Origin of the sequence: Nocardia sp. NPDC059177 (assembly GCF_042755165.1) — a bacterium.
Taxonomy (GTDB): domain Bacteria; phylum Actinomycetota; class Actinomycetes; order Mycobacteriales; family Mycobacteriaceae; genus Nocardia.
On the sequence record NZ_JBHZBX010000006.1, the window covers coordinates 66,822 to 91,823 of the forward strand.

Consider the following 25,002-nt stretch of genomic DNA (forward strand, 5'->3'; position numbering starts at 1 on the left):
GGTTCCTCTCAGTCGAGCAGTCGGTCACCTCGGACGGCGTCGGCCGCGGCGGCCACGTGGTCGGGCAGAACACGGCCGAACAGCTGCCTGGTGCGTTCGACAGTGCCGATCACCCCTGGCCGGTCCGTGTAGGCGAAGATCGCCGAATGTCGTTGGCCCGCACCGGCCACCTCGGTGACGCGGTGCAGGGAGAAGCGGCCCTTGAACAGCTGCAGGTCGCCGGGGCGCAGCTCGAGCGCGCGGACGAACCGCTCGCCGGTGCCGGTGAGCACGGCCCGCACGTCGTCGAGATTCTCCGCGTGCGGGTCGCGAATGTTGGGGCAGTATTCGAAGACACCACCGGATTCGGGGCGCCGGGTGAGCATGCTGACGGTGAATTCGTTGGTGTCGAAATGCCAGGGATGCGACATTCCGGGCTCGACCACGTTGAGGCACAGACCCGCCAGCGGATCGGCGAATTCGTGCAGCTCGCCGAGTTCGAAGCAGTCGGCGACGAAGCGCTGGAACACCGGATCGGTGTAGAGGCGCTGGATCAGCGCGTCGGCGGGGATGCGGTCGCGGGCGACGAAGGCGTTGCCGCGGTCGAGCACGATGCGCGCCGGGTGGTCGGCGGGCAGGTCGGCGTCGAGCGGGATGTTGTAGGCGTTGACCCGTTCGACCTGGTAGTGGGCGTGCGGCGCGATCCGCTCGCCCTCGGCCTGCAACGTCGCCAGCAGTTCGGGGCGGAGGAATTCCCGCAGAACCGTACAGCCGTCCTCGGCCAGTTCGGCCCGGGCGGCATCGATGGCCGCCTGTCTGCCCGGACCGTCGAGGTCGGTCAGCGGATACCGTGCGATATCGACGATTTCGTCAAGCCCCCGCGTGCCTGTCATGTGTCCAGTGTGCGGTAACTTCCGGACTCGCGCCGCCTGTTCGGGAAAATCCGGCCTATTCCGGGCAGATCACAGACAGCCGAATTGTGCTGTGCGACAATCGTTTTGGAACACGTTGCACTATAAACGGCGAATCACGCCGGGGCACCGGCGAATCACATCACGGCGCCGTGAAGGTCAGACACGCGCATCGAGCGCGGCGCACAGATCACGCACCGACAATCCGACCAACGTTTCCCGGAATACCCGCCCCGGCACCTCGGGAACCACGATTTCGCACGGGATCACAATCAGTCCGCACCCCGCGCCCTGGGCGGCGAGCGCACCGGTCACCGAATCCTCGATCGCCACACAGTCGGCCGGATCGACCCCGAGCAGCTCGGCCGCACGCCGGTAGATCGCCGGATCGGGCTTGCCGTGCTCGACCTCGTCGCCACACACCGAGGCGTCGAAGAAATCCCGCCCGAGTGTGTCGAGACCGTACTCGGCGAGTGAACGTTTCGTGTTGGTCACCAGCGCGCAGCGCAGCCCCGCCGCGCGCACCATCGCGAGCGCGTCCTTGGCGCCGGGACGCCACGGAATGGGCCCGAGCATCAGCTCGGTGACCCGCTGTTCGAGGAACTCCCCCGCGGCGGCGAGCACCGGCGGGGTCGCCTCGACGCCGATGCCGTCGAACAGGATGCGCAGCGCGTTCGGGCCGGAGGCGCCGATCAGCGCGTGGCGCACCGCGTCGGTCAGCTCGGTGCCGTGTTCGCGGGCGAGCTCGCGCACCGCGACATCCCACAGCTTCTCCGAGTCGAGCAGCGTGCCGTCCATGTCCCACAGCACCGCGGCCGGTCGCGCGCTCACCTGGTGTCCCCCGCCTCGATCTCGACAGTGTTCGACAGCCGCGGCGGTCGCCGGGCCGCGTTCAGGGTAGCGGGTGCCGATCAGAAGCCCGACCCGGCGATCCGCAGCTCGCCCGCGTCACCGCTGACCTCGATCCACCGGTTCTCCGAGGTCACCGAGCCGTTGGTGAGGTGATAGGTCAGCGAGACCACCGCCCGGTTCGGGCCGCTGGGAGTGATCGAACCGACACTGACCGAGCGCACCGACGACCAGAACGACGAGTACGCGCCGTAGCCGCCGGTCTGGGCCTGGTAGCCCGGGGCCAGCTGCGCCCAGGCGCCGCCGACATTGCCCGGCAGCATGCCGTAGTAGCCGGCGATGAACTGGCCGATCCGATCGGCGCTCGGTGGGCCGAACGGCGTGGTGGTGATGGTCGTGCTGGTCGGCTTCGCCGTGGTGGTCGTGCTGCTCGGCGGCACACTCGACGACGGTCCGGGCGTGCTGGACGCGGCCGGCGCGGTGGCCGAGACGGTCACGGTCTCCTGTTCGGGGACGATGACGACGGTGTTCACCTTGCCGTCGACCACGGTCGTCACGGTGACGGGCGACGGTGTGGCCTGCGCCTGCTGCTCCGGCGCACCGCCGCGGTCGCGGGTGACCACCAGGACCACGAGCATGACGGTGAACGCCGCGACCGCGGCCGCCAGCAACAGAATCGCGCGATTGTTGTTCGCCGCGCCGGGACGGGCGGGCGGCGCGGGGAACGCGGGCGGTCGCCCCGAACCCGCTGCGGCGACGGTGGCCGGTGCCTCGACGCGCGGCGAGCTCTCCACCACCGCGTCGCGCGGACGGACCAGCCCGGGATCACCGGCCGCGGCCTGGCCCACCGGGCTCGGTACCGCGCTGTTGCGGCCGCTGATCGCCGAGCGGGCCGACTTGGCCAGGGCGAGTCCGCTACCCAGCAGGGCGGCCGCACCGGCTTTCGCGCCACCGGACCCCGGGGTGGCGGGCTGGGGCGGCAGTTCCCCCGCAGGCAGCACCCTCGTCGCCGAGGCGCTCGGCACGGCCGGAACCCGGCCCGCCGCAACGTCTTCGAGGGCCGTGCGGGCCTGCGCCATGGTCGGGCGATCGTCGGCGGAGGCGGTCAGCAACCACATCAGCACCGGACCGAGCGGTCCGGCCTGTTTCGGCTCCGGGACGACGCCGCGGGCCACCGCGTGCAGCACCGCCAGGGGGTTGTCGCCCTCGCCGAAGGGCGGCGCGCCTTCGACGGCCGCGTAGAGCGTCGAGCCGAGGGCGAACACGTCGGCGGCCGATTTCGGATTGTCGCCGCGGGCGATCTCGGGCGCCAGGTAGGCGGGGGTGCCCGCGAGGAATCCGGTGGCCGTCACGGTGACGTCGCCGGTGGCGTGCGAGATACCGAAGTCGGTGATCTTGACGGTGCCGTCGTCACCGACGAGCAGATTGGCCGGCTTCACGTCCCGGTGCATGATCCCCGCGTCGTGCGCGGCCGAGAGCGCCGCCGCGGCCTGCGCGCCGATCCCGGCGACCTCGATCGGCGGCAGGGTCGTCCCGCCCGCCAGCTTGACCGCGAGACTGGGCGCGTTCATGTACTCCATGACCAGCCACGGCTGACCGTCCTCCTCGGCGACGTCGAAGACGGTGATGGCGTTGGGATGGTGCAGGCGCGCGGCGATCCGGCCCTCGCGCATCGCGCGCAGCTTGGCCTCCAGTGCCTGGGATCCGGTCAGCCCGGCGCCCAGCAGCACCTGCTTCACCGCGACCGTCCGGCGCAGCCGGACGTCGGTGGCGCGCCACACCACCCCCATCGCGCCGGTGCCGATCGGGTCGGTGAGCCGGTATCGTCCCGCGATCAACCGATCCGATGTCATGGTGTGCCCCTCCTGCTTACCCGCGAGTCGTCCAGCCCTCCGCGCCACAGCGGGGTGAAACTTGTGAAAATCCTACGTGCTGAGCTGGTTTGCTTTGACTCCCGAACAGCGGGGCCCTGGGCCGCAACGGCCGATGGTGACCACTCTCACTCAGGCGTTGAAGTATTTCGCCTCCGGATGCAGCAGCACGAACGCGTCGGTGGACTGCTCGGGATGCAGCTGCAGTTCCTCCGACAGCGTCACCCCGACCCGGCCCGCCTCGAGCAGATCGACCAGTTTGGCGCGGTCCTCCAGCTCCGGGCAGGCGCCGTACCCGAAGGAGTAGCGCGCGCCGCGGTAGCCGAGCTTGAAGTACTCCTGGATGTCGGCCGGGTCGTCGTCGGCGACGGACTGCCCGTCCAGGGTCAGTTCCTCGCGCACCCGCCGGTGCCAGTACTCGGCCAGCGCCTCGGTGAGCTGCACGCCGATGCCGTGCACCTCGAGGTAGTCGCGGTAGCTGTCGCCGGCGAACAAGGCGTTGGCGAAGTCGGCGATCGGCTGCCCCATGGTGACCAGCTGGAACGGCAGCACGTCGACCTGGCCGGTCGCGCGCGCCTGCTCGCGTGAGCGGATGAAGTCGGCGATGCACAGGAACCGGTCGCGCTGCTGCCGCGGGAAGGTGAACCGATACCGTTGCGGCGCATCGGGTTCGGGCTCGGTGAGCACGATGACATCGTCGCCCTCCGACACCGCGGGGAAGTAGCCGTAGACCACCGCGGCATGCTGGAGCACGCCCTCGGTGGCGAGCCGGTCCAGCCAGGCCCGCAGCCGCGGCCTGCCCTCGGACTCCACCAGCTCCTCGTAGGTGGGGCCGTCACCGGCGCGCTGCCCGCGCAGCCCCCACTGCCCGAGGAACAGCGCGCGCTCGTCGAGCAGACCCGAATACTCCTGCAGCGGCAGGCCTTTCACCACGCGGGTGCCCCAGAACGGCGGTGTCGGCACCGGCAGATCGGCGGCGACATCGGAGCGCTCGGGCACCACGACCGGCACCTCGGCGGCCTTGCGCTCGGCGGCGATCCGCTTGGACCGCTCGTGCCGGGCCTTGCGCTCGGCGGCCTTCTGCCGGGCCGCGACGGCCTCGGGGCTGTCCGGATCGAGGCCGCCACCGCGCTTGACGGTCATGATCTCGTCCATCAGCCGCAGCCCCTCGAAGGCGTCGCGGGCGTAGTGCACCTCGCCGTCGTAGACCGCGGTGAGGTCGTTCTCCACATAGGAGCGGGTCAGCGCGGCACCGCCGAGCAGCACCGGGAACTGGTCGGCGACGCCCTTGGTGTTGAGCTCTTCGAGGTTCTCCTTCATCACCACCGTCGACTTCACCAGCAGCCCGGACATGCCGATCACATCGGCCTTCTTGTCCTGGGCGGCGTCGAGGATGGTGGCGATGGGCTGCTTGATCCCGAGGTTGACCACCTCGTAGCCGTTGTTGGACAGGATGATGTCGACGAGGTTCTTGCCGATGTCGTGCACATCGCCCTTGACCGTGGCCAGCACGATCCGGCCCTTGCCGGAGTCGTCGGTGGCCTCCATGTGCGGCTCCAGGTGCGCAACCGCGGTTTTCATCACCTCGGCCGACTGCAGCACGAACGGCAGCTGCATCTGGCCCGAGCCGAACAGCTCACCGACGGTCTTCATGCCCGACAGCAGCGTCTCGTTGATGATCTGCAGCGGCGGTACCGACTGCATCGCCTCGTCCAGGTCGACGTCGAGACCGTTGCGCTCGCCGTCGACGATGCGCCGCTCCAGCCGCTCGAACAGCGGCAGCGCGGCCAGTTCCTCGGCCCGCGAGGCCTTCGACGAGGCGGTGGAGACGCCCTCGAACAGGGCCATCAGTTTCTGCAGCGGGTCGTAGCCCTCGGTGCGGCGGTCGTAGACCAGGTCCAGGGCGGTCTGGCGCTGCTCGTCGGGGATCCGGCTCATCGGCAGGATCTTCGAGGCGTGCACGATCGCCGAATCCAGGCCGGCGTCGACGCATTCGTTCATGAACACCGAGTTCAGCACCTGGCGGGCGGCCGGGTTGAGCCCGAAGGAGATGTTGGACAGACCCAGGGTGGTCTGCACATCGGGGTGCTTGCGCTTGAGCTCGCGGATCGCGTTGATGGTCTCCAGACCGTCGCGGCGCGACTCCTCCTGGCCGGTGCCGAGGGTGAAGGTCAGGGTGTCGACGATGATGTCGGACTCGAGCAGACCCCAGTTGGTGGTGATGTCGGCGATCAGCCGTTCGGCGATGGCGACCTTGTGCTCGGCGGTGCGGGCCTGGCCCTCCTCGTCGATGGTCAGCGCGACGACCGCGGCGCCGTGTTCGGACACCAGCCGCATGATCTGCTGGAAGCGCGAGTCCGGGCCCGCGCCGTCCTCGTAGTTCACCGAGTTGACCGCGCACCGGCCGCCCAGATGCTGCAGACCGGCCAGCAGCACCGGCGGCTCGGTGGAGTCGAGCATGATCGGCAGGGTCGAGGCGGTGGCCAGCCGGGAGGCGAGCTCGTTCATGTCCTGGGTGCCGTCGCGGCCGACGTAGTCGACGCACAGGTCGAGCATGTGCGCGCCGTCGCGGGTCTGGTCCTTGGCGATCTCGAGGCAGCGCTGCCAGTCCTCGGCCAGCATGGCGTCGCGGAAAGCCTTGGAGCCGTTGGCGTTCGTGCGCTCGCCGATCATCAGGATCGAGGCGTCCTGCTCGAACGGGACCGCGGTGTACATGCTCGACACGGAGGGCTCGTGCTCGGGCGCGCGGCGCTGCTCGATCGCGGGCAGCGTGGTCTCCACCTCGCGCACGGCCTCGGCGACCTGGCGGATGTGCTCGGGAGTGGTGCCGCAGCAGCCGCCGACCAGCGCCAGACCGAACTCGGAGACGAAACCGCTGAGCGCGATCGCGAGCTCCTCGGGCGTCAAGGGGTATTCCGCCCCGTTGGCGCCGAGGACCGGCAGACCGGCGTTCGGCATCACCGAGACCGGGATCTGCGAGTGCCGCGACAGGTGCCGCAGGTGCTCGCTCATCTCGTCGGGGCCGGTGGCGCAGTTCAGGCCGATCATGTCGATGCCGAGCGGCTCCAGCGCGGTCAGCGCCGCGCCGATCTCGCTGCCGACCAGCATGGTGCCGGTGGTCTCCACGGTGACGTGGGTGATGATCGGGATCCGGCGGCCAGCCGCGATCATGGCCCGGCGGCTGCCGGTGATCGCGGCCTTGACCTGGAGCAGGTCCTGGCAGGTCTCGACCAGGATGGCGTCGGCGCCACCGTCGAGCATGCCGAGCGCGGCCTCGGTGTAGGCGTCGCGCAGCGAGACGAACGGCGCGTGCCCCAGCGTCGGGAGCTTGGTACCGGGGCCCATCGAACCCAGGACGTAGCGCGGGGCGCCGTCGGCCGAGGGGCCCATCTCGTCGGCGACCTCGCGGGCGATGCGGGTACCGCGCTCGGACAGATCGCGGATCCGGTCGGCGATGTCGTAGTCGGCCAGGTTGGGCAGATTGCAGCCGAAGGTGTTGGTCTCCACCGCGTCGGCGCCCGCCGCGAAGTAGGCGCGGTGGATGTCGGCCAGCACATCGGGACGGGTGTCGTTGAGGATCTCGTTGCATCCCTCGAGGCCACGGAAATCGTCGAGCGTGAGATCCGCGGCCTGCAACATCGTGCCCATCGCACCGTCGCCGATGACGACACGCCGCCGGAGCGTGTCGAGGAGCGTGGTATCGAACCCGGTGGGCAAGGACGCAGACATGTATCCAAGACTAGTGGGCGCCACCGACGCGTAAGACCACTGCGGGTGATTCGAGTGGCCCCGGCCACAGCGCGAGCGCCGAAACACGCAACAGCGCCGGTCACCACAAAACAATTCGCACGAGACACTAGGCTGACCGGGTGGATGCCAGTGAGACCCCCGAGACGGAACTGCCGACGTTGCGCAATCCCGTGCTGGTCGCGGCCTTCGAGGGCTGGAACGATGCCGGTGACGCCGCCAGCGGCGCGGTCGAGCATCTGGAATTGCTCTGGGATGCCGAGCCGCTGGCCGAGCTCGATTCCGAGGACTACTACGACTATCAGGTGAACCGGCCGACAGTGCGCCAGGTGGACGGGGTGACCAGGGAAATCCAGTGGCCCTCGACCATGTTGTCGGTGTGCTCGCCCCCCGGCAGCGATCGCGACGTCGTGCTGTTGCGCGGTATCGAGCCCAATATGCGGTGGCGCAGCTTCTGCAACGACCTGCTCGAGTTCATCGAGCAGCTGGGTGTGGAGACGGTGGTGATCCTCGGCGCGCTGCTGGCCGACACCCCGCACACGCGCCCGGTGCCGGTGACCGGTTCGGCATACAGCCCGGAGGCGGCCGAGCAGTTCAGCCTGGAGCAGACCCGCTACGAGGGACCGACCGGGATCACCGGGGTGCTGCAGGACCAGTGCGTCAAGGCCGGGGTACCCGCGGTCTCGTTCTGGGCCGCGGTCCCGCACTACGTGTCGCAGCCGCCGAATCCGAAGGCGACGATCGCGCTGCTGCACCGGGTCGAGGAGGTCCTCGACATCGAGGTCCCGCTGGGCGAGCTGCCCAAGCAGGCCGAGGAGTGGGAAGCCGCGGTCAACGAGATGACCGTGGGCGACGAGGAGATCAACGAGTACGTGCGCTCGCTCGAGGAGCGCGGCGACGCGGCGATCGATCTCAACGAGACGATGTCGAAGATCGACGGCGATGCCATCGCGGCGGAATTCGAGAAGTATCTGCGCAGGCGTGGCCCCGGCAGTTTCGGTCTGTAGTTCGATCGCCTGCTCCCCCGCTGCCGGGCGCTGCCTGCGCCCGGCCTCGCGGTCGTTACCGATGTGGCGGTTCGGATCCGTCGGTGCCCGCCATGGCTACACCTCCAGAGTGAGCACTTGGGCGGCCGCCTCGTGTGCCAGCTTGGCGATCAGCAGGTCACGCGGAATCGTCTGGCCGGCAAGGTGATCCAGCGACGGCACCACCACGTGGTGCGCGTCGGCGCGCTTGAGTTCCTGCGTGAGCTCGGCGAACGCGGCGCCGTCTCCTGCGGTCGATTCGTGGAAGGTCGCGGCGAAACACATCCCCGCGGTAGCCGCGAGGCTACGTAGCGCATCCTCCAATTGATCGCCCTGGCCCTCGGCCAGATCGTCACGCAAGTATCCATAGATCAACGCTTCCACCCGAACCTCCGTTGGATAGGGATCGCTGTTCTGTTGTCGGATCCCCCCGCGCCGCGCCGGTGCGCGGCGCGGGGGTACTGCGTTGCCCCGCAAGCTCTCCTGCGGAGCGGGCGTCCGGTCTCGGGCCGAGCACCTGCTACCAGCATGCGCAATCGTGGCCCGCGGCAGCAGATGTCAAACCGATGACATCTACATGCCCTATCCGGGACGCCGAACGTTAACTGGTGGAATACTACCGCCGTGACCGCAACTGATGATCGACCCGTCTGGGCTGTCCGGATGCGCTCGGAACGTGACGCGAGGGGGTGGTCGCAAGCCGATGCCGTCCGCGCGATGCGTGCCAAGTCCTCCCACAACCTGCCAACGGACAGTACTCTGCTGCGCAACTGGCGCCGCTGGGAATCCGGAGAATCGCGACCTGACGAGTTCTACGCGCCGATCATCGCGGCCGCGTTCGACACCGTCACGGCCACGTTCTTCCCCAAGGCCCGGCCGAACCGGGATGACGAGCTGTTATCCGCAACGGGTATGGACACTTTGGAGTTCATCGGCCGGCTGCGAATGTCCGATGTCAACAGCGCGACCCTGGAGGCGGTGCGGATCACCGCCGAACGGCTGTGCTGTGAATACGCCTACGCCGATCCGCACGCGCTGCACTCCGAGGGCACCGCGTGGCTGCGCCGGATCACCTCACTGCTCGACGGCAGGCTCACCCTCGGCCAGCATCGGGAGATCCTCGTGCTGGCGGGCTGGGTGGCGTTGCTGGTCGGTTGCGTCGACTACGACCTGGGCCGGCGCGGTGGCGCCGAGGCCACCCGCCGGGCGGCGGAGTCGCTGGGCCGGGAGGCGGGCAATCCCGAGATCATCGGGTGGGCGGCGGAGATGTCGGCCTGGTTCGCCCTGACCCAGGGCAACTTTCGTGGCGCGATCGATGTCTCGGAGAAGGCGATGCCGGGCACCACCTCGATGAGTGTCGGGGTGCAGCTGGCCGCGCAGCGGGCCAAGGGCTGGGCGCGCCTGGGTGACCGGCGCGCGGTGCAGACCGCGCTCGACGAGGGCAGGGCGATCCTGTCGCGGATGGGTCATCCGGCCGATCTGGACAACCATTTCGTCATCGACGCAACGAAATTCGACTTCTACGCGATGGACTGCTGCCGGGTAGCGGGCCAGGACCGGCTCGCCGAACGCTATGCCCACCAGGTGATCAGCGACTCGACCCGCCCCGACGGCAGCGTGCGCAATCCGATGCGGGTGTCGGAGGCGCGGCTGACCCTGGCCGTGGTCGCCGTGCGCGACCGCGATCTGGAGCGGGCCGTGGAGGAGGGCGTCGCGGCGTTCACCCCGGGTCGCAAGTCGCTGCCGTCGCTGGCCTGGATCGCCGGCGAGGCGGCGCGCGAGATCATCGAACGCTTCCCCGGCGATCCGCGCACCCAGACCTTCCTCGAGCAACTGCGCTCACTCAACGTCGGGTGAGCGCGGGGGCGATGGCACGCCGATCCGGGACGGGTCGGGCGGAGCACGGACCGGACACCACTACCCTCTCTACGGTGACCGACTCCGCCGACGGCCTGCCCAGCGCCGTGCCCGCCCTGTGGGACGAACGGCTGCGGTTGTTCTCGTTCGCGACCGCCGAGAAGCGCGCGGACTACCTGCGGGTGCTGCGCGCCTTCGACAGCGCCCGCGCCGCCTATGTGGTGTTGCTGCACGCCGACGACGTCGCCGACTGGATCGCCCGGACCGAGTCCGGCGCCCGGACCGGCGACGTCGCGCCCGCCGGTGTGCCGCTGCCCTCGGCCGAGATCGGCCCGCTGCTCGAGCAGCTGCACCGCTGGGGCGTGCTCGAACGCAGCTACGACGGCACCCGCGCCGCCACCCTGGCCGAGTACCGCAACCGGCACTACGTCTACCAGTTCGCCCAGGCCGGTTTCCAGGCCTACCGGGCGGTGGCCGGGGTGCTGGCGGCCCGGATGGACGAGGCGTCGCTGTCGCGGCTGGTCCTGCCCGAACTGCTCGCCGACCTGCGCACCCTGGCCACGGCCAACCGCGACGGCGACGCCGAACGCGTCTACACCACGCTGCGCAGGCTCGACGCCGCCCTCACCGATCTGGCGGCGCGGGCCGCGCACTTCTACCTCTCGCTGGGCGATCTGGTGCGGACCACCGAGATCACGCCCGAGTCGTTCCTCGCGCACAAGGACGCGCTGCTGGCCCACATGCGCGAGTTCAGCATGGACCTGGCCCGGTTCGCGCCACGGCTGGCGGCCGCGATCGGCGAGGTCGAGCAGACCGGGGTCGACGCGCTGATCCGCCGGGCCGCGAGCTGTGACGAGCGGGTGCTGGTGAGCCCGGCCGAACGCGAAGCGGATTGGCGCGCACGCTGGGCGGGCCTGCGCACCTGGTTCGTCACCGCGGGCGAACCGGGGGAATCGTGCGAGGCCGACCGGCTGCGGGAGGCGACGATGAGCGCGATCGCGGCGGTGCTGTCGCTGCTGCGCCGGGTGACCGAGACGCGCCGCGGCGGGGTCAGCCGGGAGTCGGCGCTGCGGCATCTGGCCGCCTGGTTCGTCGACACCCCGACCACGGCGGGCGCGCACGCGCTCTACGACGCCGTGTTCGGGCTGGGCAGGCCACGGCATCTGGCCCTGGAACATCCCGACGCCGAACTCGTCCCGAACAGCCGATCCTGGTGGGACGCACCACCTTTGGAGATCTCACGGACCCTCGCCGAGACCGGTCGCGCACCGGCCGCGGGCGCACCGGCCCGGATCGCGCGCAACGACGCGAGCGTGCGGCGGCTGCGCGAGGCCCAGCTGGCCGCGCAGCGGGACCGGGCGATGGCCGCGGCGTCGCTGGCGGGGGGCAATGTGCACGAACGGGTGCTCGATCAGCGCGAGACCGAGGTGCTGTTGCGGCTGCTCGACGCGGCCTCCACGGCGTGGGTACCGGTGAGCGGGCGGGTCGACGGGACCACCGGATCCGACAACGGCGTCACCTTGACGGTGCGTCCGTGCGACGGGTCGACGGTGATCCGCACCGCCGCCGGGCTGCTGCACCTGAACAACCGGCGACTCGAGGTGCGCGCCACGGTGAAACGAGGTGCGGCCCGATGAATGCCCGCTACCGGCCCGAAGCGCGTGCCCTCGTGCGACGGTCGGCGAGTCATCAGCGCGCCCTGCGACGAGGTGTGGCCCGATGAGACAGCAGCGCCGGATCGATGCGCTCGCCCTGGACAGCTATCAGCGTGCCGCGCGGGTGATGCTGGCCAATCACCTGGTGACCCGGGTCCATCCGGACCGGATCGCCTTGCCGCTGGTGCGCCGCTGGGCCACCGAGCTGCGCGAGGACCTGGCCGAGCTGTTCGGCTACCGGCTCGAGGTCACCGAGACCACGGCCCGGCTGTATCCCGTGCACGACCGGCTCGACGACGCGCGTCCGGCGCGCAGCGTCAACGACCGGGTCTTCGATCGCCGCCGCTACGCCTATCTCGCGCTGGCGCTGGCGGCGCTGGGGCGCGCCGGTGATCAGATCACGCTGTCCGAGCTGGCCGAGCACGTGGCCGATTACGCGAGCCGTATCGACGGACTGGACCTGTCGACCGAGCGCGCCGCCGACCGGGACGCCTTCGTCGACGCGATCGGCTGGCTCGGCGCGCGCGGCGCCCTGACCCTGGCCGACGGTGACGCGGGCGGCTGGGCCAGCGACCCCGAAGCCGGTGAGGCTCTCTACGACATCGACCGCCCGGTGGTGTTCGCGCTGTTCCGGCCACCGCGCGCACTGCAACACCTGCACAGTGTGCGCGGGCTGCTCGCCGACGACACCGAACAGGCACCGGCCGATCAGGCCCGCCGGGTGCGCCGCGCCCTGGTGGAGCGCCCGGTCGTCTACTTCGACGATCTCGCCCCCGCCGAGCGCGCGCTGCTCGGTCAGGACCGGGTGGTCAGCGAGGTGGAGTACTGCACCGGCCTGCGCGCCGAGCGCCGCGCCGAGGGGGTGGCGCTGATCGACACCTCCGGCCGGCTCTCCGACACCCGGTTCCCCGGCACCGGCACCCTCGCCCAGGTGGCGCTGCTGCTGATCGGGGAGATCGCCGACACGGTTCTCGACATCGACAATCCGGTGTCGCGCCGACCGGCACCCGGCACCGATGCCGAGGATCTGCTCGCCCAGCTCGACGCGGCCATCCCGGAGTCGAGCGTCTTCGCGCCCCTCGCCGAGGACATCGAAACAGTCACCACCACAACGGAATACCCGGCCGAGGACACCGAACCGGTGAGCTATCCGTTCCTGGCTCACACCTGGGTCGCCGGCACGGTCACCGCGCTCACCGACCGCTACGGCGCGACCTTCGCCGCGCAGTGGCAGGCCGATACCGGGGCGCTCACCACCGAGGTGCTGGCGCTGCTCACCAAGCTGCGGCTGCTCCGGCCGGTCCCCGACGGGGTACTCGTGCTGCCCGCGCTGGCCCGGTACCGGGGCGCGGTGGTCACCGTGCGGGTGCGCAAGACCGAGGAATTGTTCGTCACCGCCGCCGAGACCAGCGGCGGCACCCGAGTGGGAGGGAACTGAGCAGATGGCGCTCATTCACGGCGGAGTGCGTTTCGTCCCGACCCGCGCGGGCATCGTCAACCTGTGGGACTACCGCGACCAGGAGTTCTGCTTCGCCGACGGCCGCCTGGTGCTGCGCGGCCCCAACGGCTCGGGCAAGACCAAGGCCCTCGAGGTGCTGTTCCCGTTCGTGCTGGACGGGCGGATCGAACCGCGCCGGTTGAACCCGTTCGCCGGTGAAGAGCGCACGATGAAGTCGAATCTGCTCTACCGCAAGCAGGAATCGGCGTACTCGTATGTGTGGATGGAGTTCGCGCGCGGCGGCTGGGACGATCCCGAAGTCGTCACCGTCGGCATCGGCATGCGCGCCACCCGCTCCTCGGACAAGGTGACCCGCTGGTATTTCGTCGCCGACGGGCGCGCCGGGGTCGACTTCTCGCTGATCGGCCCCGACGACCGGCCGCTGACCCGCAAACAACTGGCCGAGCAGATCGGCGGCGACGCCATTGTCGACCGGCCGGTGGAGTACCGCGCCGCCATCGACGCGCGCATGTTCGGGCTCGGTGTGCAGCGCTACGACCAGCTGATCAATCTGATCCTCACCCTGCGCCGCCCGCAGCTGGCCAAGAACCTCGATCCACGCGGGCTCTCGCAGGCGCTCACCGACGGTCTGCGACCGCTCGACGAACAGCTGATTCTCGACGCGGCCCGCTCGTTCAGCGATATGGAGGAGGTGGGGCGCACGCTCGACGGCCTGGTCCAGGCCGATACCGCGACCCGCCGGTTCGTCGAGGTGTACCGCAAGTATCTCGCGGTCCAGGCGAAGACCGATGTCGATCAGGTCCGTACCCGCCTCGACGCGGTCACCAACGCGGCGACCGCCGTCTTCGCGGCCACCGCGCTGCGGACCCGGCGCGAGGGCGACCGAGCCGCCGCCGAGACCCGCGCCGAGGAAGCCGACCGCGCCTATGAGCAGGCCATCGCCGACCGCGAGAACCTGCAACGATCCAGCGCCTACGAGGGCAAACAGCAGCTCGACGACCTCGCCGACGCCGTCCGCCGCCTGGAGACCTCGGCGGCGGTGCACCGCGACAAGGCCGCCGAAGCCGGTCAGACCTTGCAGCGCCGCGCCGAGGAGGCCGAACGCGCCGCCGAGGCGGTCCGCACCGCCGCCGCGGCCCTGGTCCGCGGCGAGGACGCCGTGCGCGCGGCCGCCGAGGAGGCCGGCATCGAATGGGCCGCGCCGGTCACCGACGGCCGTGGCGACCAGTTCACCGCCGCCCTCCGCGGCCACGCCGAGGAACGCGACGCCGACGTCCGCGCCGTCCGCAAGGCGGTGAGCACGTGGGAGACCGCCGCCGCCGAACGCACCCGCGCCGAACGCCTCACCGAACGCGCCGTCGAACTGCGCGAAGCCGCCGCCGCCGAGGTGGCCCACGCCGAGGCCGCGGTGACCCTGGCCCGCACCGAATCCGAAGCGGCCCTGCGGTCCTGGTGGAAGGCCCATGCGGAGGTGTTCGCGGACGTCGGTGAACCCGCGTCCGGCAGCGGGCAAGCCGGTGTCGACGGGCCGTCGGTGGGGACCGCGACTACCGGCGGATCGGCGACAGCCGACGAGGTCACCGCGGTATCTGTCATTCGTGCGGACACTTCCGATCACGCCGCGGTGTCCGCGCCCCGAACACCGCCCAGCGCATCCGGCCTGTTCGCCGCGCTCGGCGCTGCGGTCGCCGCCGCAGGCACCGACGAGTCTCCCTCCGCACCGGAGGTGCTGGCCGAATACTGCGAGCCGCTGCAGGACCGGATCCGTACCCGCCGCCAGGAGGCCCGCTCCCGTGCGAGTGCCGCGGCCGCCCGCCGCGATTCGCTCACTGCCGAACGCGCTCAGATCGCCGCCCAGCACGACGACGCTCCCCCCGCCCACCCCGCCAGAACCGGTGTCCGCGAAGAGCTTCCGGGCGCGCCGCTGTGGCGCCTGGTCCGCTTCGCCGATTCGGTGTCCGCCGCTGACGCTGCCGCTATCGAGGCGGCCTTGCAGTCCAGCGGCCTGCTCGACAGCTGGATCTGCGGACCGGACCTGCCCGACGACGTCACCTCCGAACACTTCCTGCTCCCCCTGCCCGCCGAGCAGCGCCCCACAGGCCGAACCCTCGCCGATGTCCTTGTCGTCGAAGACGATTCACCAGAGCTGGCGATCCCCACCGACATCGTCGCCGCCGTACTGGCCTCTATCACCCTGCGCGATGTCACCACCCACGAGCCCGCCGCCTCCGGCATCGTCATCGGTACCGCGGGCACATTCCGTTCCGGCGTGCTCCTAGGCCGCCACCACAAGCCGCAGGCGGAGTTCCTCGGTGCCACCGCACGGGCGCGCAGGCGCGAGGCGCGGCTGGCCGAGATCGAGGTGGCGATCGCGGCCGCGGGCGCCGAGTACGACGCCGTGCGCGCCGAAGAAGCCGCTGCCACAGCCGAATTGGCGAAGTTGTCCGCCGCGGCGAAGGCACTGCCCCGGCCCGCCGCCGTCACTGCCGCGCTGCGGGCCGTCGCCGAGACCGCGGGTCTGATGCGTTCGCGGGTGGAGGCGGCGGCGCAGGCCGAGCGGGAACTCGATCAGGCGGTCGCCGAGGTCACCGCGCTGGACAAGAAGGTGCGCGCGGCCGCGCAGGCGCACCGGACTCCGCGCGAGGCCCGCGAACTGGACGCGCTGGCCGCCGCCATCCGGCATTTCGAGAACACCGGAACGGGGCTGCTGCGGTTGCGCGCCGAACACGAGCGGGAGCGGGAACGCGAACGCGAGGGCGCCGATCGGCACGACGAGGCGCGGGCGCTGGCCGAGGCCTTCGCCGAGGAGGCCGAGGCCGCCCGCCTCGGATTCACCGAGCAGCAGCGCAAACTCGAGACCCTGCGGGAGGCGCTGGGGGCGAGCGCCGCCGATATCGACCGGGAGCTGGACGCGGCCCGCACCGCCATCGAGGCCGCCAAGGCCGAGCAGCGGGCCGCGCGCAAGGCCGCCAATGCCGCGATCGAGGCGGTCGGCGACGCCGAAGCCGCTTTCCGCACCGCCAACGAGGCACTGGCCACCGCCCTCACCGAGGTGCTGGCCGAGGTCAGGTCGCTGGCCCCGTATGCCCGCCCCGACCTGCTCAGCCTGCTCGGTGCCGGCGTCGAGCACCGCTGGCCGGGCAGCGAGGCCGCCTGGTCGACGCCGGAGCAGCTGCAATACCGCATCGTCGCGGCGGGTCCGGAGACCGATCCGGTGGTGCTGCCCGACGAGGTCGCCGCCCTCTACGCCGACCTCGATGCCGTCACCACCCAGGTGCGCGCCACCGAGGCGGGCCGCAAGTCCACCCGGTCCGCGGTCACCAGCGCGCTGCAGGAGTTCGACGCCGCGCTCACCGCGTCGGGCCGCGACTACCGGCTGCACTGGGACGCCGCCGACGGGCTGACCGTGGTCGCGGTGCACGACGAGAACGGCCAGGCCGCCCTCGCCGATTTCGCCGCCCGCATCGACGCCGCCCGCCGCGACCAGGAGCTGCTGCTCACCGACGCCGAGCGCCGCATTCTCGAGGACGCGCTGCTGACCGGGCTGGCCCAGCAGATCCACGAACGCACCACCGACGCGCGCGAACTCATCTCCCGGATGGGCGCGGAGATGAAGCAGCGGCGCATGTCCTCGGGCAACACCATCGGCGTGCACTGGATTCTCGCCGACGGCCTGTCCGAGGCGGCCAGGGCCATGTGCAAGCTGCTCGATCGCGACACCGCCGCGCTGAGCCAGGACGATCTGGGCGCGGTCCGCGCGCATTTCGCCGCCGAGATCCGCGCCGCCCGCACCGCGCATCCGGAACGCTCCTACCCCGAGATCCTCGCCGCCACGCTCGATTACCGCACCTGGCGGGTGTTCTCGTTCACGCTCATCTCCGGCGACGGCACCGAGGACAAGCTCACCGTCGCCCGGCACAGCGCCCTCTCCGGTGGCGAGCAGTCGGTCTCGCTGCACCTGCCGCTGTTCGCCGCCGCGCACGTGATGCTCGATTCCGCCGACCCGCAGGCACCGCGCCTGCTCGCCCTGGACGAGGCCTTCGCCGGTGTCGACGACAACGGTCGCAGCGAATTGCTGAGCCTGAGTGTGCAATTCGACCTCGACCTGTTCATGACCGGCTACGACCTGTGGATCACCTACGGGCATGTGCCCGGTTGCGCGCACTACGATCTGGCGCACTCGACCGCCGAGAACACGGTGAGCGCGACCCTGCTGGTGTGGGACAGCGGCGAACTGCTCGCCGAGCACGACGGTGGCGACCTCACCACCGCCCTCGGCTCACCGAATCGCCGCCGGGTTCCCAACACCATCGAGGGCGGACTCACCCTGGAGGGGATGCCGGGCGAACCAGCGCCGGTCGGCTGAGACCGACCGGTTGATTCCCGCCGGAATTGTTCCGGCAAATTTCCCGGAATCGGTTGCTCGAAATCCTCGATGCTGCCAGGATTTTGCTCGGCGCCCACCTCGCTGTTCCACCGATCCGGCGACCGATTTCACCTGCCGACCGGGATGTGACCACCATGCAGCTTCCCGTCCCGCTCCGGGACGCCCTCCGGCCGCTCCAGTCGGCCCTGCTCGACGCCGGCGCCGCCCACTTCAGCGGCACCCTGCGGGTGATCGGCGAGCCGGGCGGTGACATCCGTTTCGTCGACGGCCGCGTCGTCGCCGTCACGACCTCCGGGGCGCCGGGCGTCGACGCCCTCGACCGGCACGCCGGCGATCCCCCACTGGACGCGCGGTCATTGCGGACGACAGCCACCGTCGACAGCGCCTTCGCGATCGCGGCGGGCTGGGTCGAGCGCTGCCACCGCATCGCCCCCGGCCCGGATGCCGACGCCGAGGAACCCGGCTACGCAGCGACCTGGCTGCTCGACGAGATCGTGCGCAGACTCACCACCTTCTCCCACTCCGGTTTCTCACCCCACCGAAACCTGTTGGTGCGCACCGTCACCGACGACGGCGACGGCATCACCGCCGACATCCTGAGCCTGGCCGACGGCACCAACACCTGCCGCGATCTGGCCTTCCGGCTCGGCCGCCCGCTCTACCCGATCACGGTCGAGGTCGCCCGCCTGCTCGCCACCGGCCGGCTGGGCGTGCACCACACCGAGGACCCGTCCCAGCCAGGCCCCCTCCCCCTGCGCCGACGCGGCGCCAGCGGCATCAACGACACCCTCCGCCCACGCCCACCACAACCGGCACGACCACTCCGGACCACCCCGGACGAGCACTGGTCCCCGCTCCGGCACAGCGGCGACAAGATCACCTGACCACCACGATCCCGGAACCCGCCCGGCACAATCACCCCGCTGGGCAGCCGTACCCAGCCCTCGGCGAACACCGTCCGCCGCCGACTCGCCCGACGACGTCCCAGCCAGACCTGGACTCGTCACTACTCAACGGTCAACCGGCCCGCGGGGGTGGCGATACGACTGGCAGCGGTCCTACACCCGCGACCAATGGCTCGAACCACTCCCCACCCACCGGGATCTGGTGGCCGCTACTTCTCGGTGTCGATGCCGCCACCAGATCCTGGTGGTCACCGGTCCAGGGCTTCGGCCAGGCGGGTGGCGAGGAGCCGGAGGTGGGTGGTGAGTTCCGGGGAGTCGTCGATCCGGAAGGGGACGCCGAGCGCGATCAGCTGGACGGCGAGCCAGGCGGGGTCGTCGTCGCGGGTACCGATCAGCCGGCAGGCGCTGTCGCCGTCGGGGACGAGGGTGCCCGGTTCGGCACCGAGGCGACCGGCGACGCGGGCGATCGGGGCGTCGATGGCCACTTCGGCCCGGTATTTCGGTGTGCGCCAATCGGTTCGGTAGCCCGCGACATAGTCGGCCGCGTCGGCGGCGGGTAGTTCCCTGGCGACCACGCGGGCGCCGGTGGGTTGCGGGCTGACGATGCGGTCGGCGCGGAAGCTGCGCCAGGCGTCGCGGTCGAGGTCGTAGGCGACGAGATACCAGCGCCCGCGTGCCGCCGCGACGCCGGCCGGTTCGACGTGGCGGCGCGAGGCCACGCCCGCCGCGTCGCGATAACGCAGCCGCAGCCGTTCCCGGTTGGTCACCGCGGCGGCGAGCACGGTCAGGATGTCGGGGTCGACGGTGGGCCCGGTGCCCGCGCGCACCGCCACCGCCGTCCCCACCACCCGCACCCGGCGGCGCAGTTTCGCGGGCAGCACCTGTTCGAGTTTGGTCAGCGCGCGCACCGACGCGTCCTCGATCCCGGCGACGGCCTGGCCCGCCGCGACGCGCAGCCCGACCGCGACGGCCACCGCCTCGTCCTCGTCGAGCACCAGCGGTGGCAGCGCCGACCCGGCGGTGAGCCGATAGCCACCGGTCGCGCCCAGGGCCGCCGCCACCGGATAGCCCAGCTCGCGAAGCCGGTCGATATCGCGGCGGACCGTGCGGTCGGTGACGCCGAGCCGTTCGGCGAGCTCGCTGCCCGGCCATTCACGGGGCAGCTGCAGCAGCGAGAGCAGACGGAGCAAGCGGGCGGCGGTATCGGTCATGCCGGAAATTCTCCTCTGCAACTAGGACCGATTCTGTCCTAGTTGCCTTTTAGCGTGGTGCATACACCGACCGAGGAGTTCGCATGACGACCATTCGCCCCTTCCGTATCGACATCCCGCAGACCGACCTCGACGACCTGCGCGACCGCCTGCGCCGGACCCGCTGGGCGGCGCCACTGCCGGGTGCGGGCTGGGATCGTGGCGTGCCGACCGACTACCTGCGTGAGCTCGCGCGGTACTGGGCCGAGGACTTCGATTGGCGCGCACAGGAATCCGCGCTCAACGAGTTTCCCCAGTTCGTCACCGAGATCGACGGTCTCGACGTGCATTTCCTGCACGTCCGCTCCCCCGAGCCCGATGCGGTGCCGCTGCTGCTCACCCACGGCTGGCCGAACTCGTTCGCCGAATTCACCCGCACCATCGGCCCGCTGACCGATCCGCGCGCCCACGGCCTCGACCCGGCCCTGGCCTTCCACGTCGTGGTGCCGTCGGTCCCCGGCTTCGCCTTCTCGGCCGCGCCGCGCGACACCGGGATGAGCACGGCCCGGGTGGCCCGCATGTGGACGACCCTGATGGACCGCCTCGGCTACCAGCGCTACGGCACCCAGGGCGGTGACCTCGGCGCCTACATCGCGCCGGAGATGGCGCTCGCCGCACCCGAGCACGTGATCGGTGTGCACCTGGACGGCGGGATCGGGATGCCGACCGACGCCGACGTGCCGGCGATGTCGGACGAAGACCGCGCGCAGTGGGCGGAGATGCAGCAGTGGATGACCGGCGGCATCGACCACCACGCCCTGCTGCGCGCCGCCCCGCAGACCTTCGCGCTGGGCTGGAACGATTCCCCGGTGGCCCTGCTGGCCTGGATGATGCAGAAATTCCAGGAGTTCACCCCGATGGCCGAGCGGGCCGAGGACGTGATCGACCGCGACCACCTGCTCACCACTGTCGCGATCTACTGGTTCACCCAGACCACCGGCACCTCGTCCTGGCCGATGTACAACGGCCTGCGCGACGGCGGTTTCGCCTGGCCCACCGGCCAGCACCTGGTCCCGACCGGCGTCTACGGCGGCGGCTCACCCCTGATGCGCAAACTCGCCGACCGCGACAACAAGATCACCCACTGGCCCTCGGGCAACCCCGGCAACCACTTCGTCGCCATGGAGGAACCCACCGCCCACGTCACCGACATCCGCACCTTCTTCGCCACCCTCCGCTGACCCGCAGCGAGCCGGTGTCACCGCATACTGGCGTCGGGCACCCGCGGCGGGCAGGCCGTCCCCGGCGCGGTGACCAGCTCGAAATGCCACCATTCGTTGTCGAAGGTGCGGCACAGGCCCCAGCGGTTGCCGTTGGCTTCCAGCCAGGCGGCGCCGGACTGGGGGCCCACGTCGACGGCGTGGCCCGAGACGTGGGTGGACTCGGCCGGGGGCAGGACCCAGCGGCGGGCCTCGTCGGGGCTGCCGTAGGTCGCCAGGCCGTCCTGCCAGAGCATTTCCTGCTGTTCGGGGGTGCGGTAGCCGGAGGTGATCGACAGCGGGACGCCCTCGGCGTGGGCCTGCTGTTCGGCGAGGGTGTAGGCCAGGGCCAGCGACGGGTCCAGGCCCTCGGTGCCTGCGGCCGACTGGGACTGTTCGCGGGCGTCGGGGCCGGGCTGGGCGGCGGTGAGGCCGGCGCCGAGCGCGGTGACCGCCGCCGCGGCGGTCAGCGTGACCAGGATCCGGTCGGCCGCGCGGCCGAGCACAGTCGTCATGCCGGGAGTGTATCGACCGGGCCGAGGCCCCACTGCGGCGCGGCCCGCATCATCCCGGATCGCCCTGCGCCCACCGGGGAATCGTGCACTGCGAGACGAAAGGTGTTGGGCTCGTGGGGAAGTCACCGTGCGCGGCGCCGCCACCGCTCGAACTCGCGACCGGCCTCGGTGTGCGCTTGCTCGCCGTAGAGCCACTCCCTGGCCAGCAGATGCCAGTTCGCCGTGACCCGCAGCTGGCCGAGGGTGGCGAAGGTGAACAGGTCGGCGCGGCGGGAGAAGATGTGCTCCGGTGGCAGGAACTGGCGGTGCATGCCCTGGAACTCCGAGGAGCGTGGGTCGACGGCGAGCAGTACGGCGCCGGTGGCCAGTTCGGGGGTGATCGTGACCTCTTCGTCGAGCAGATGCCAGCCTGTCACCGCCCAGACATAGGCCTGGCATTCCTCGACCGTGACACCGGCTTCCGGGTCGATGATGCCGCGCTCGACCCAGGCCGCGTAGAGATCCTCCGGGCGGTCCTCGGCGGCGGCGCGCAGGCACGACCGCTCGAAATCGACGTGCACCGGGTCCATCTGGTTGTAGAGCCCGAAATCGACGAAGGCCAGCCGGCCGTCGGCGGCGAGCAGCACATTGCCCGGGTGCGGGTCGCCACAGAATTCGTACTCGGCGAACAGCGTGCCGATGTAGAAGCGGTAGATGAGCTCACCGAACCGGTCGCGGTCGGCGTCGGGCAGGGTTTGCAGGTGCGAGAAGGGTTGGGCGTCGACGAATTCGGTCACCAGCACGTTGTGGGAGCAGTGTGCGCCGATGGCGTCGGGGATCATCACCAGGGGGTGGCCGCGGTAGCGCTGCGCCACCTGATGCTGGGTGCGCGCCTCGCGCAGGTAGTCGAGTTCGCTGCGCAGGTTGTCCGCGATCTCCTCGAGTACGCCGCTGTCGGCCACGCTGGGCAGCACCGACCTGCCCATCTTGCCGAGAAATTCCAGATTGCCGATGTCGGCGTGGACGGCGCGCTCCACCCCCGGATATTTGACCTTGACCGCCACCTCGCGCCCGTCGTGCAGGACCGCGCGGTGCACCTGGCCGATCGAGGCCGCCGCGATCGCCGTCTCGTCGAAATCCCGGAAGACGCGCGCCAGCGGCCCGAGATCGTCCTCGATCACCCGGCGGATCTTCGGGAACGCCACCGAGGGCGCCTGATCCTGGAGCGCCGCGAGCTGGCGGCGGAAATGTTCGCGATGGGTTTCGGGTACGAAGTCCAGATCCAGTACCGAGGCCATCTGGCCCAGCTTCATCGCCGAGCCCTTCATGCTGCCGAGTACCGCGACGATCTGCTGCGCGGTCGTCATCGCCGACCGCTCGGCCAGTACCTGCCGCGCCTCCTCGGTGCGCCCGATCATCGACAGCTTGCGCCCGACCCCACGCACCGCCTGTCCCGCCGCGAGCTGTCCCAGCTTCGCACTGCGCGCGACCCGTCCCCCAGGTACTCCAGGTACTCCGGCGGCGACCATCTCCAACCCCCTCGGACCTCGGGCGATACGTCTCGCGTCACCCTACACGCGCACCACCGCGCCCACGGGCGGACGAACAATCGACCCGGTCCCGCGCAGCAGGCGGGGCCGGGTCGTCGGCGGCAGCGGAAGTTACACGCGTTCCTTGGAACGGGTGCGCACGCGCAGGGCGATGGGCTTGGAGGTTTCGGCGAAGAAGTCGTTGCCCTTGTCGTCGACGACGATGAAGGCGGGGAAGTCCTCGACGTCGATCTTCCAGACCGCTTCCATGCCGAGTTCGGGGTATTCCAGGACCTCGACGTTCTTGATGCAGTCCAGGGCCAGGCGGGCGGCGGGGCCGCCGATGGAGCCGAGGTAGAAGCCGCCGTGTTCGCCGCAGGCCTTGGTGACCTGGGCGGAGCGGTTGCCCTTGGCGAGCATGATCATCGAGCCGCCCGCGGCCTGGAACTGGTCGACGTAGGAGTCCATCCGACCGGCGGTGGTGGGGCCGAAGGAACCGGAGGCGTAGCCCTCGGGGGTCTTGGCCGGACCGGCGTAGTAGACGGCCATGTCCTTGAGGTACTGCGGCATGGGTTCGCCCGCGTCGAGGCGTTCCTTGATCTTGGCGTGCGCGATGTCGCGGGCCACGACCAGCGGGCCGGTGAGCGAAAGCCGGGTCTTCACCGGGTATTTCGAGAGTTCGGCGCGGATCTCGTCCATCGGGCGGTTGAGGTCGATCTGCACCACGTCGCCGCCGAGGATGTCCTCGGTCTGTTCCGGCAGGTACTGGGCCGGTTCGGTTTCCAGCTGCTCGAGGAAGATGCCGTCCTTGGTGATCTTGGCGAGGGCCTGGCGGTCGGCCGAGCAGGACACCGCGATGGCGACCGGGCAGGACGCGCCGTGGCGGGGCAGGCGGACCACGCGCACATCGTGGCAGAAGTACTTGCCGCCGAACTGCGCGCCGATGCCGAACTCGCGGGTGAGCTGGAAGACCTCTTCCTCGAGTTCGAGATCACGGAAGGCGTGGCCGGTGATCGAGCCCTCGGTGGGCAGGTTGTCCAGGTAGTGCGCCGAGGCGTATTTCGCTGTCTTCAAGGCGAATTCGGCGCTGGTGCCGCCGATGACCACGGCGAGGTGGTACGGCGGGCAGGCCGCGGTGCCCAGCGAGCGGATCTTCTCGTCGAGGAACTCGAGCATGCGCTCGGGGTTCAGGACGGCCTTGGTCTCCTGGTACAGGAACGACTTGTTGGCCGAGCCGCCACCCTTGGCCATGAACAGGAACTTGTAGACCGGGTTGTCGGGGGTGCCCTCGGTCGAGTACAGCTCGATCTGCGCGGGCAGGTTGGAGCCGGTGTTCTTCTCGTCCCACATGGTGATCGGGGCGAGCTGGGAGTAACGCAGGTTCAGCCGGTTGTAGGCGTCGTACACGCCGCGGCTGATCCATTCGGCGTCGTCGATGCCGGTGAGCACGCCTTCGCTCTTCTTGCCCATCACGATCGCGGTGCCGGTGTCCTGGCACATCGGCAGCACGCCACCGGCGGAGATGTTGAGGTTCTTGAGCAGGTCGAGCGCGACGAAGCGGTCGTTACCCGAGGACTCCGGGTCGTCGATGATCTTGCGCAGCTGCCGCAGGTGCGCGGGGCGCAGGTAGTGGCTGATGTCGTGGATCGCCGTCTCGGTCAGCAGTCGCAGCGCCTCGGGCTCCACCTGCAGGAAGGTGCGCCCGTTGTGCTCGAACGTGCTGACCCCCTCGGTGGTGAGCAGGCGGTAGGGCGTCTCGTCGGCGCCGATCGGCAGCAGATCGGAATAGCGGAACTCCGGCGCGGTCACGGATCGCACTCCTTCGGGCAGGGCGGGCACCGCACCAGTGCGGAGCACCAGCCAGGGCTGGTCACAAAGCAATCCG

16 protein-coding genes are annotated in these 25,002 nt (G+C 70.5%); 7 read left to right on the forward strand and 9 right to left on the reverse strand.

What is annotated here, in order from left to right; genetic code table 11:
• Positions 1 to 8: 8 nt before the first annotated feature.
• From ACFXK0_RS09705 to metH, 4 genes are all read right to left on the reverse strand, one after another.
• Entirely contained in the window at positions 9 to 872 is an 864-nt protein-coding gene (locus ACFXK0_RS09705) for an arpA protein (RefSeq protein WP_379409589.1), read from the reverse strand.
• 177 nt (positions 873 to 1,049) lie between these two features.
• Positions 1,050 to 1,721, reverse strand: coding sequence for an HAD family hydrolase (locus ACFXK0_RS09710; RefSeq protein ID WP_379409590.1), 672 nt, complete (start codon positions 1,719 to 1,721; stop codon positions 1,050 to 1,052).
• Positions 1,722 to 1,801: 80 nt separating this feature from the next.
• A complete protein-coding gene (locus ACFXK0_RS09715; protein WP_379409591.1) occupies positions 1,802 to 3,592 on the reverse strand; it encodes a protein kinase in 1,791 nt (596 codons plus the stop codon).
• 150 nt (positions 3,593 to 3,742) lie between these two features.
• On the reverse strand, positions 3,743 to 7,339 hold the full coding sequence (gene metH / locus ACFXK0_RS09720) for a methionine synthase (protein ID WP_379409592.1): 3,597 nt from the start codon (positions 7,337 to 7,339) through the stop codon (positions 3,743 to 3,745).
• 140 nt (positions 7,340 to 7,479) lie between these two features.
• On the opposite strand from metH, the gene ACFXK0_RS09725 reads away from it, so the two are divergent.
• Positions 7,480 to 8,364: a PAC2 family protein gene (locus tag ACFXK0_RS09725; protein WP_379409593.1), complete on the forward strand. Its 885-nt coding sequence runs from the start codon at positions 7,480 to 7,482 to the stop codon at positions 8,362 to 8,364.
• Positions 8,365 to 8,460: 96 nt separating this feature from the next.
• On the opposite strand, the gene ACFXK0_RS09730 is transcribed toward ACFXK0_RS09725, so the two are convergent.
• On the reverse strand, positions 8,461 to 8,766 hold the full coding sequence (locus ACFXK0_RS09730; protein WP_379409594.1) for a hypothetical protein: 306 nt from the start codon (positions 8,764 to 8,766) through the stop codon (positions 8,461 to 8,463).
• A gap of 333 nt (positions 8,767 to 9,099) precedes the next feature.
• Here ACFXK0_RS09730 and ACFXK0_RS09735 point away from each other — a divergent pair, with 333 nt between their 5' ends.
• From ACFXK0_RS09735 to ACFXK0_RS09755, 5 genes are all read left to right on the forward strand, one after another.
• Positions 9,100 to 10,239 carry an XRE family transcriptional regulator gene (locus ACFXK0_RS09735; RefSeq protein WP_379409595.1) on the forward strand — a complete coding sequence of 380 codons (1,140 nt, stop codon included), beginning with the start codon at positions 9,100 to 9,102 and terminating at the stop codon, positions 10,237 to 10,239.
• Positions 10,240 to 10,370: 131 nt separating this feature from the next.
• The gene (locus ACFXK0_RS09740) at positions 10,371 to 11,876 is read left to right on the forward strand and encodes a TIGR02677 family protein (RefSeq protein ID WP_379409820.1); all 1,506 of its coding nucleotides are present in this window, start codon (positions 10,371 to 10,373) and stop codon (positions 11,874 to 11,876) included.
• 82 nt (positions 11,877 to 11,958) lie between these two features.
• Positions 11,959 to 13,332: a TIGR02678 family protein gene (locus ACFXK0_RS09745; RefSeq protein WP_379409596.1), complete on the forward strand. Its 1,374-nt coding sequence runs from the start codon at positions 11,959 to 11,961 to the stop codon at positions 13,330 to 13,332.
• A gap of 4 nt (positions 13,333 to 13,336) precedes the next feature.
• Positions 13,337 to 17,719 carry an SbcC/MukB-like Walker B domain-containing protein gene (locus ACFXK0_RS09750; protein WP_379409597.1) on the forward strand — a complete coding sequence of 1,461 codons (4,383 nt, stop codon included), beginning with the start codon at positions 13,337 to 13,339 and terminating at the stop codon, positions 17,717 to 17,719.
• A 155-nt stretch (positions 17,720 to 17,874) separates the two neighbouring features.
• Positions 17,875 to 18,624, forward strand: a complete 750-nt coding sequence (locus ACFXK0_RS09755; RefSeq protein ID WP_379409598.1) for a hypothetical protein — start codon at positions 17,875 to 17,877, stop codon at positions 18,622 to 18,624.
• A 269-nt stretch (positions 18,625 to 18,893) separates the two neighbouring features.
• On the opposite strand, the gene ACFXK0_RS09760 is transcribed toward ACFXK0_RS09755, so the two are convergent.
• Entirely contained in the window at positions 18,894 to 19,856 is a 963-nt protein-coding gene (locus ACFXK0_RS09760; RefSeq protein ID WP_379409599.1) for a helix-turn-helix transcriptional regulator, read from the reverse strand.
• A gap of 83 nt (positions 19,857 to 19,939) precedes the next feature.
• On the opposite strand from ACFXK0_RS09760, the gene ACFXK0_RS09765 reads away from it, so the two are divergent.
• Positions 19,940 to 21,076 carry an epoxide hydrolase family protein gene (locus ACFXK0_RS09765; protein WP_379409600.1) on the forward strand — a complete coding sequence of 379 codons (1,137 nt, stop codon included), beginning with the start codon at positions 19,940 to 19,942 and terminating at the stop codon, positions 21,074 to 21,076.
• 17 nt (positions 21,077 to 21,093) lie between these two features.
• Here the strand turns inward: ACFXK0_RS09765 and ACFXK0_RS09770 are convergent, their stop codons facing one another.
• The 3 genes from ACFXK0_RS09770 to ACFXK0_RS09780 form a co-directional block, all read right to left on the reverse strand.
• Positions 21,094 to 21,609, reverse strand: coding sequence for a M15 family metallopeptidase (locus ACFXK0_RS09770; protein WP_379409602.1), 516 nt, complete (start codon positions 21,607 to 21,609; stop codon positions 21,094 to 21,096).
• A gap of 122 nt (positions 21,610 to 21,731) precedes the next feature.
• Positions 21,732 to 23,117, reverse strand: a complete 1,386-nt coding sequence (locus ACFXK0_RS09775) for an AarF/UbiB family protein (RefSeq protein ID WP_379409603.1) — start codon at positions 23,115 to 23,117, stop codon at positions 21,732 to 21,734.
• A gap of 132 nt (positions 23,118 to 23,249) precedes the next feature.
• Entirely contained in the window at positions 23,250 to 24,926 is a 1,677-nt protein-coding gene (locus ACFXK0_RS09780) for a fumarate hydratase (RefSeq protein ID WP_379409604.1), read from the reverse strand.
• Between the last annotated feature and the right edge of the window lie 76 nt (positions 24,927 to 25,002).

Bases quoted from the DNA above. Each gene is read 5' to 3' on its own strand.
- ACFXK0_RS09705 (WP_379409589.1), bottom strand. From the start codon at position 872: ATGACAGGCACGCGGGGGCTTGACGAAATCGTCGATATCGCACGGTAT.
- ACFXK0_RS09715 (WP_379409591.1), bottom strand. From the start codon at position 3,592: ATGACATCGGATCGGTTGATCGCGGGACGATACCGGCTCACCGACCCG.
- metH (WP_379409592.1), bottom strand. From the start codon at position 7,339: ATGTCTGCGTCCTTGCCCACCGGGTTCGATACCACGCTCCTCGACACG.
- ACFXK0_RS09735 (WP_379409595.1), top strand. From the start codon at position 9,100: ATGCGTGCCAAGTCCTCCCACAACCTGCCAACGGACAGTACTCTGCTG.
- ACFXK0_RS09745 (WP_379409596.1), top strand. From the start codon at position 11,959: ATGAGACAGCAGCGCCGGATCGATGCGCTCGCCCTGGACAGCTATCAG.
- ACFXK0_RS09750 (WP_379409597.1), top strand. From the start codon at position 13,337: ATGGCGCTCATTCACGGCGGAGTGCGTTTCGTCCCGACCCGCGCGGGC.
- ACFXK0_RS09755 (WP_379409598.1), top strand. From the start codon at position 17,875: ATGCAGCTTCCCGTCCCGCTCCGGGACGCCCTCCGGCCGCTCCAGTCG.
- ACFXK0_RS09760 (WP_379409599.1), bottom strand. From the start codon at position 19,856: ATGACCGATACCGCCGCCCGCTTGCTCCGTCTGCTCTCGCTGCTGCAG.
- ACFXK0_RS09765 (WP_379409600.1), top strand. From the start codon at position 19,940: ATGACGACCATTCGCCCCTTCCGTATCGACATCCCGCAGACCGACCTC.
- ACFXK0_RS09770 (WP_379409602.1), bottom strand. From the start codon at position 21,609: ATGACGACTGTGCTCGGCCGCGCGGCCGACCGGATCCTGGTCACGCTG.
- ACFXK0_RS09775 (WP_379409603.1), bottom strand. From the start codon at position 23,117: ATGGTCGCCGCCGGAGTACCTGGAGTACCTGGGGGACGGGTCGCGCGC.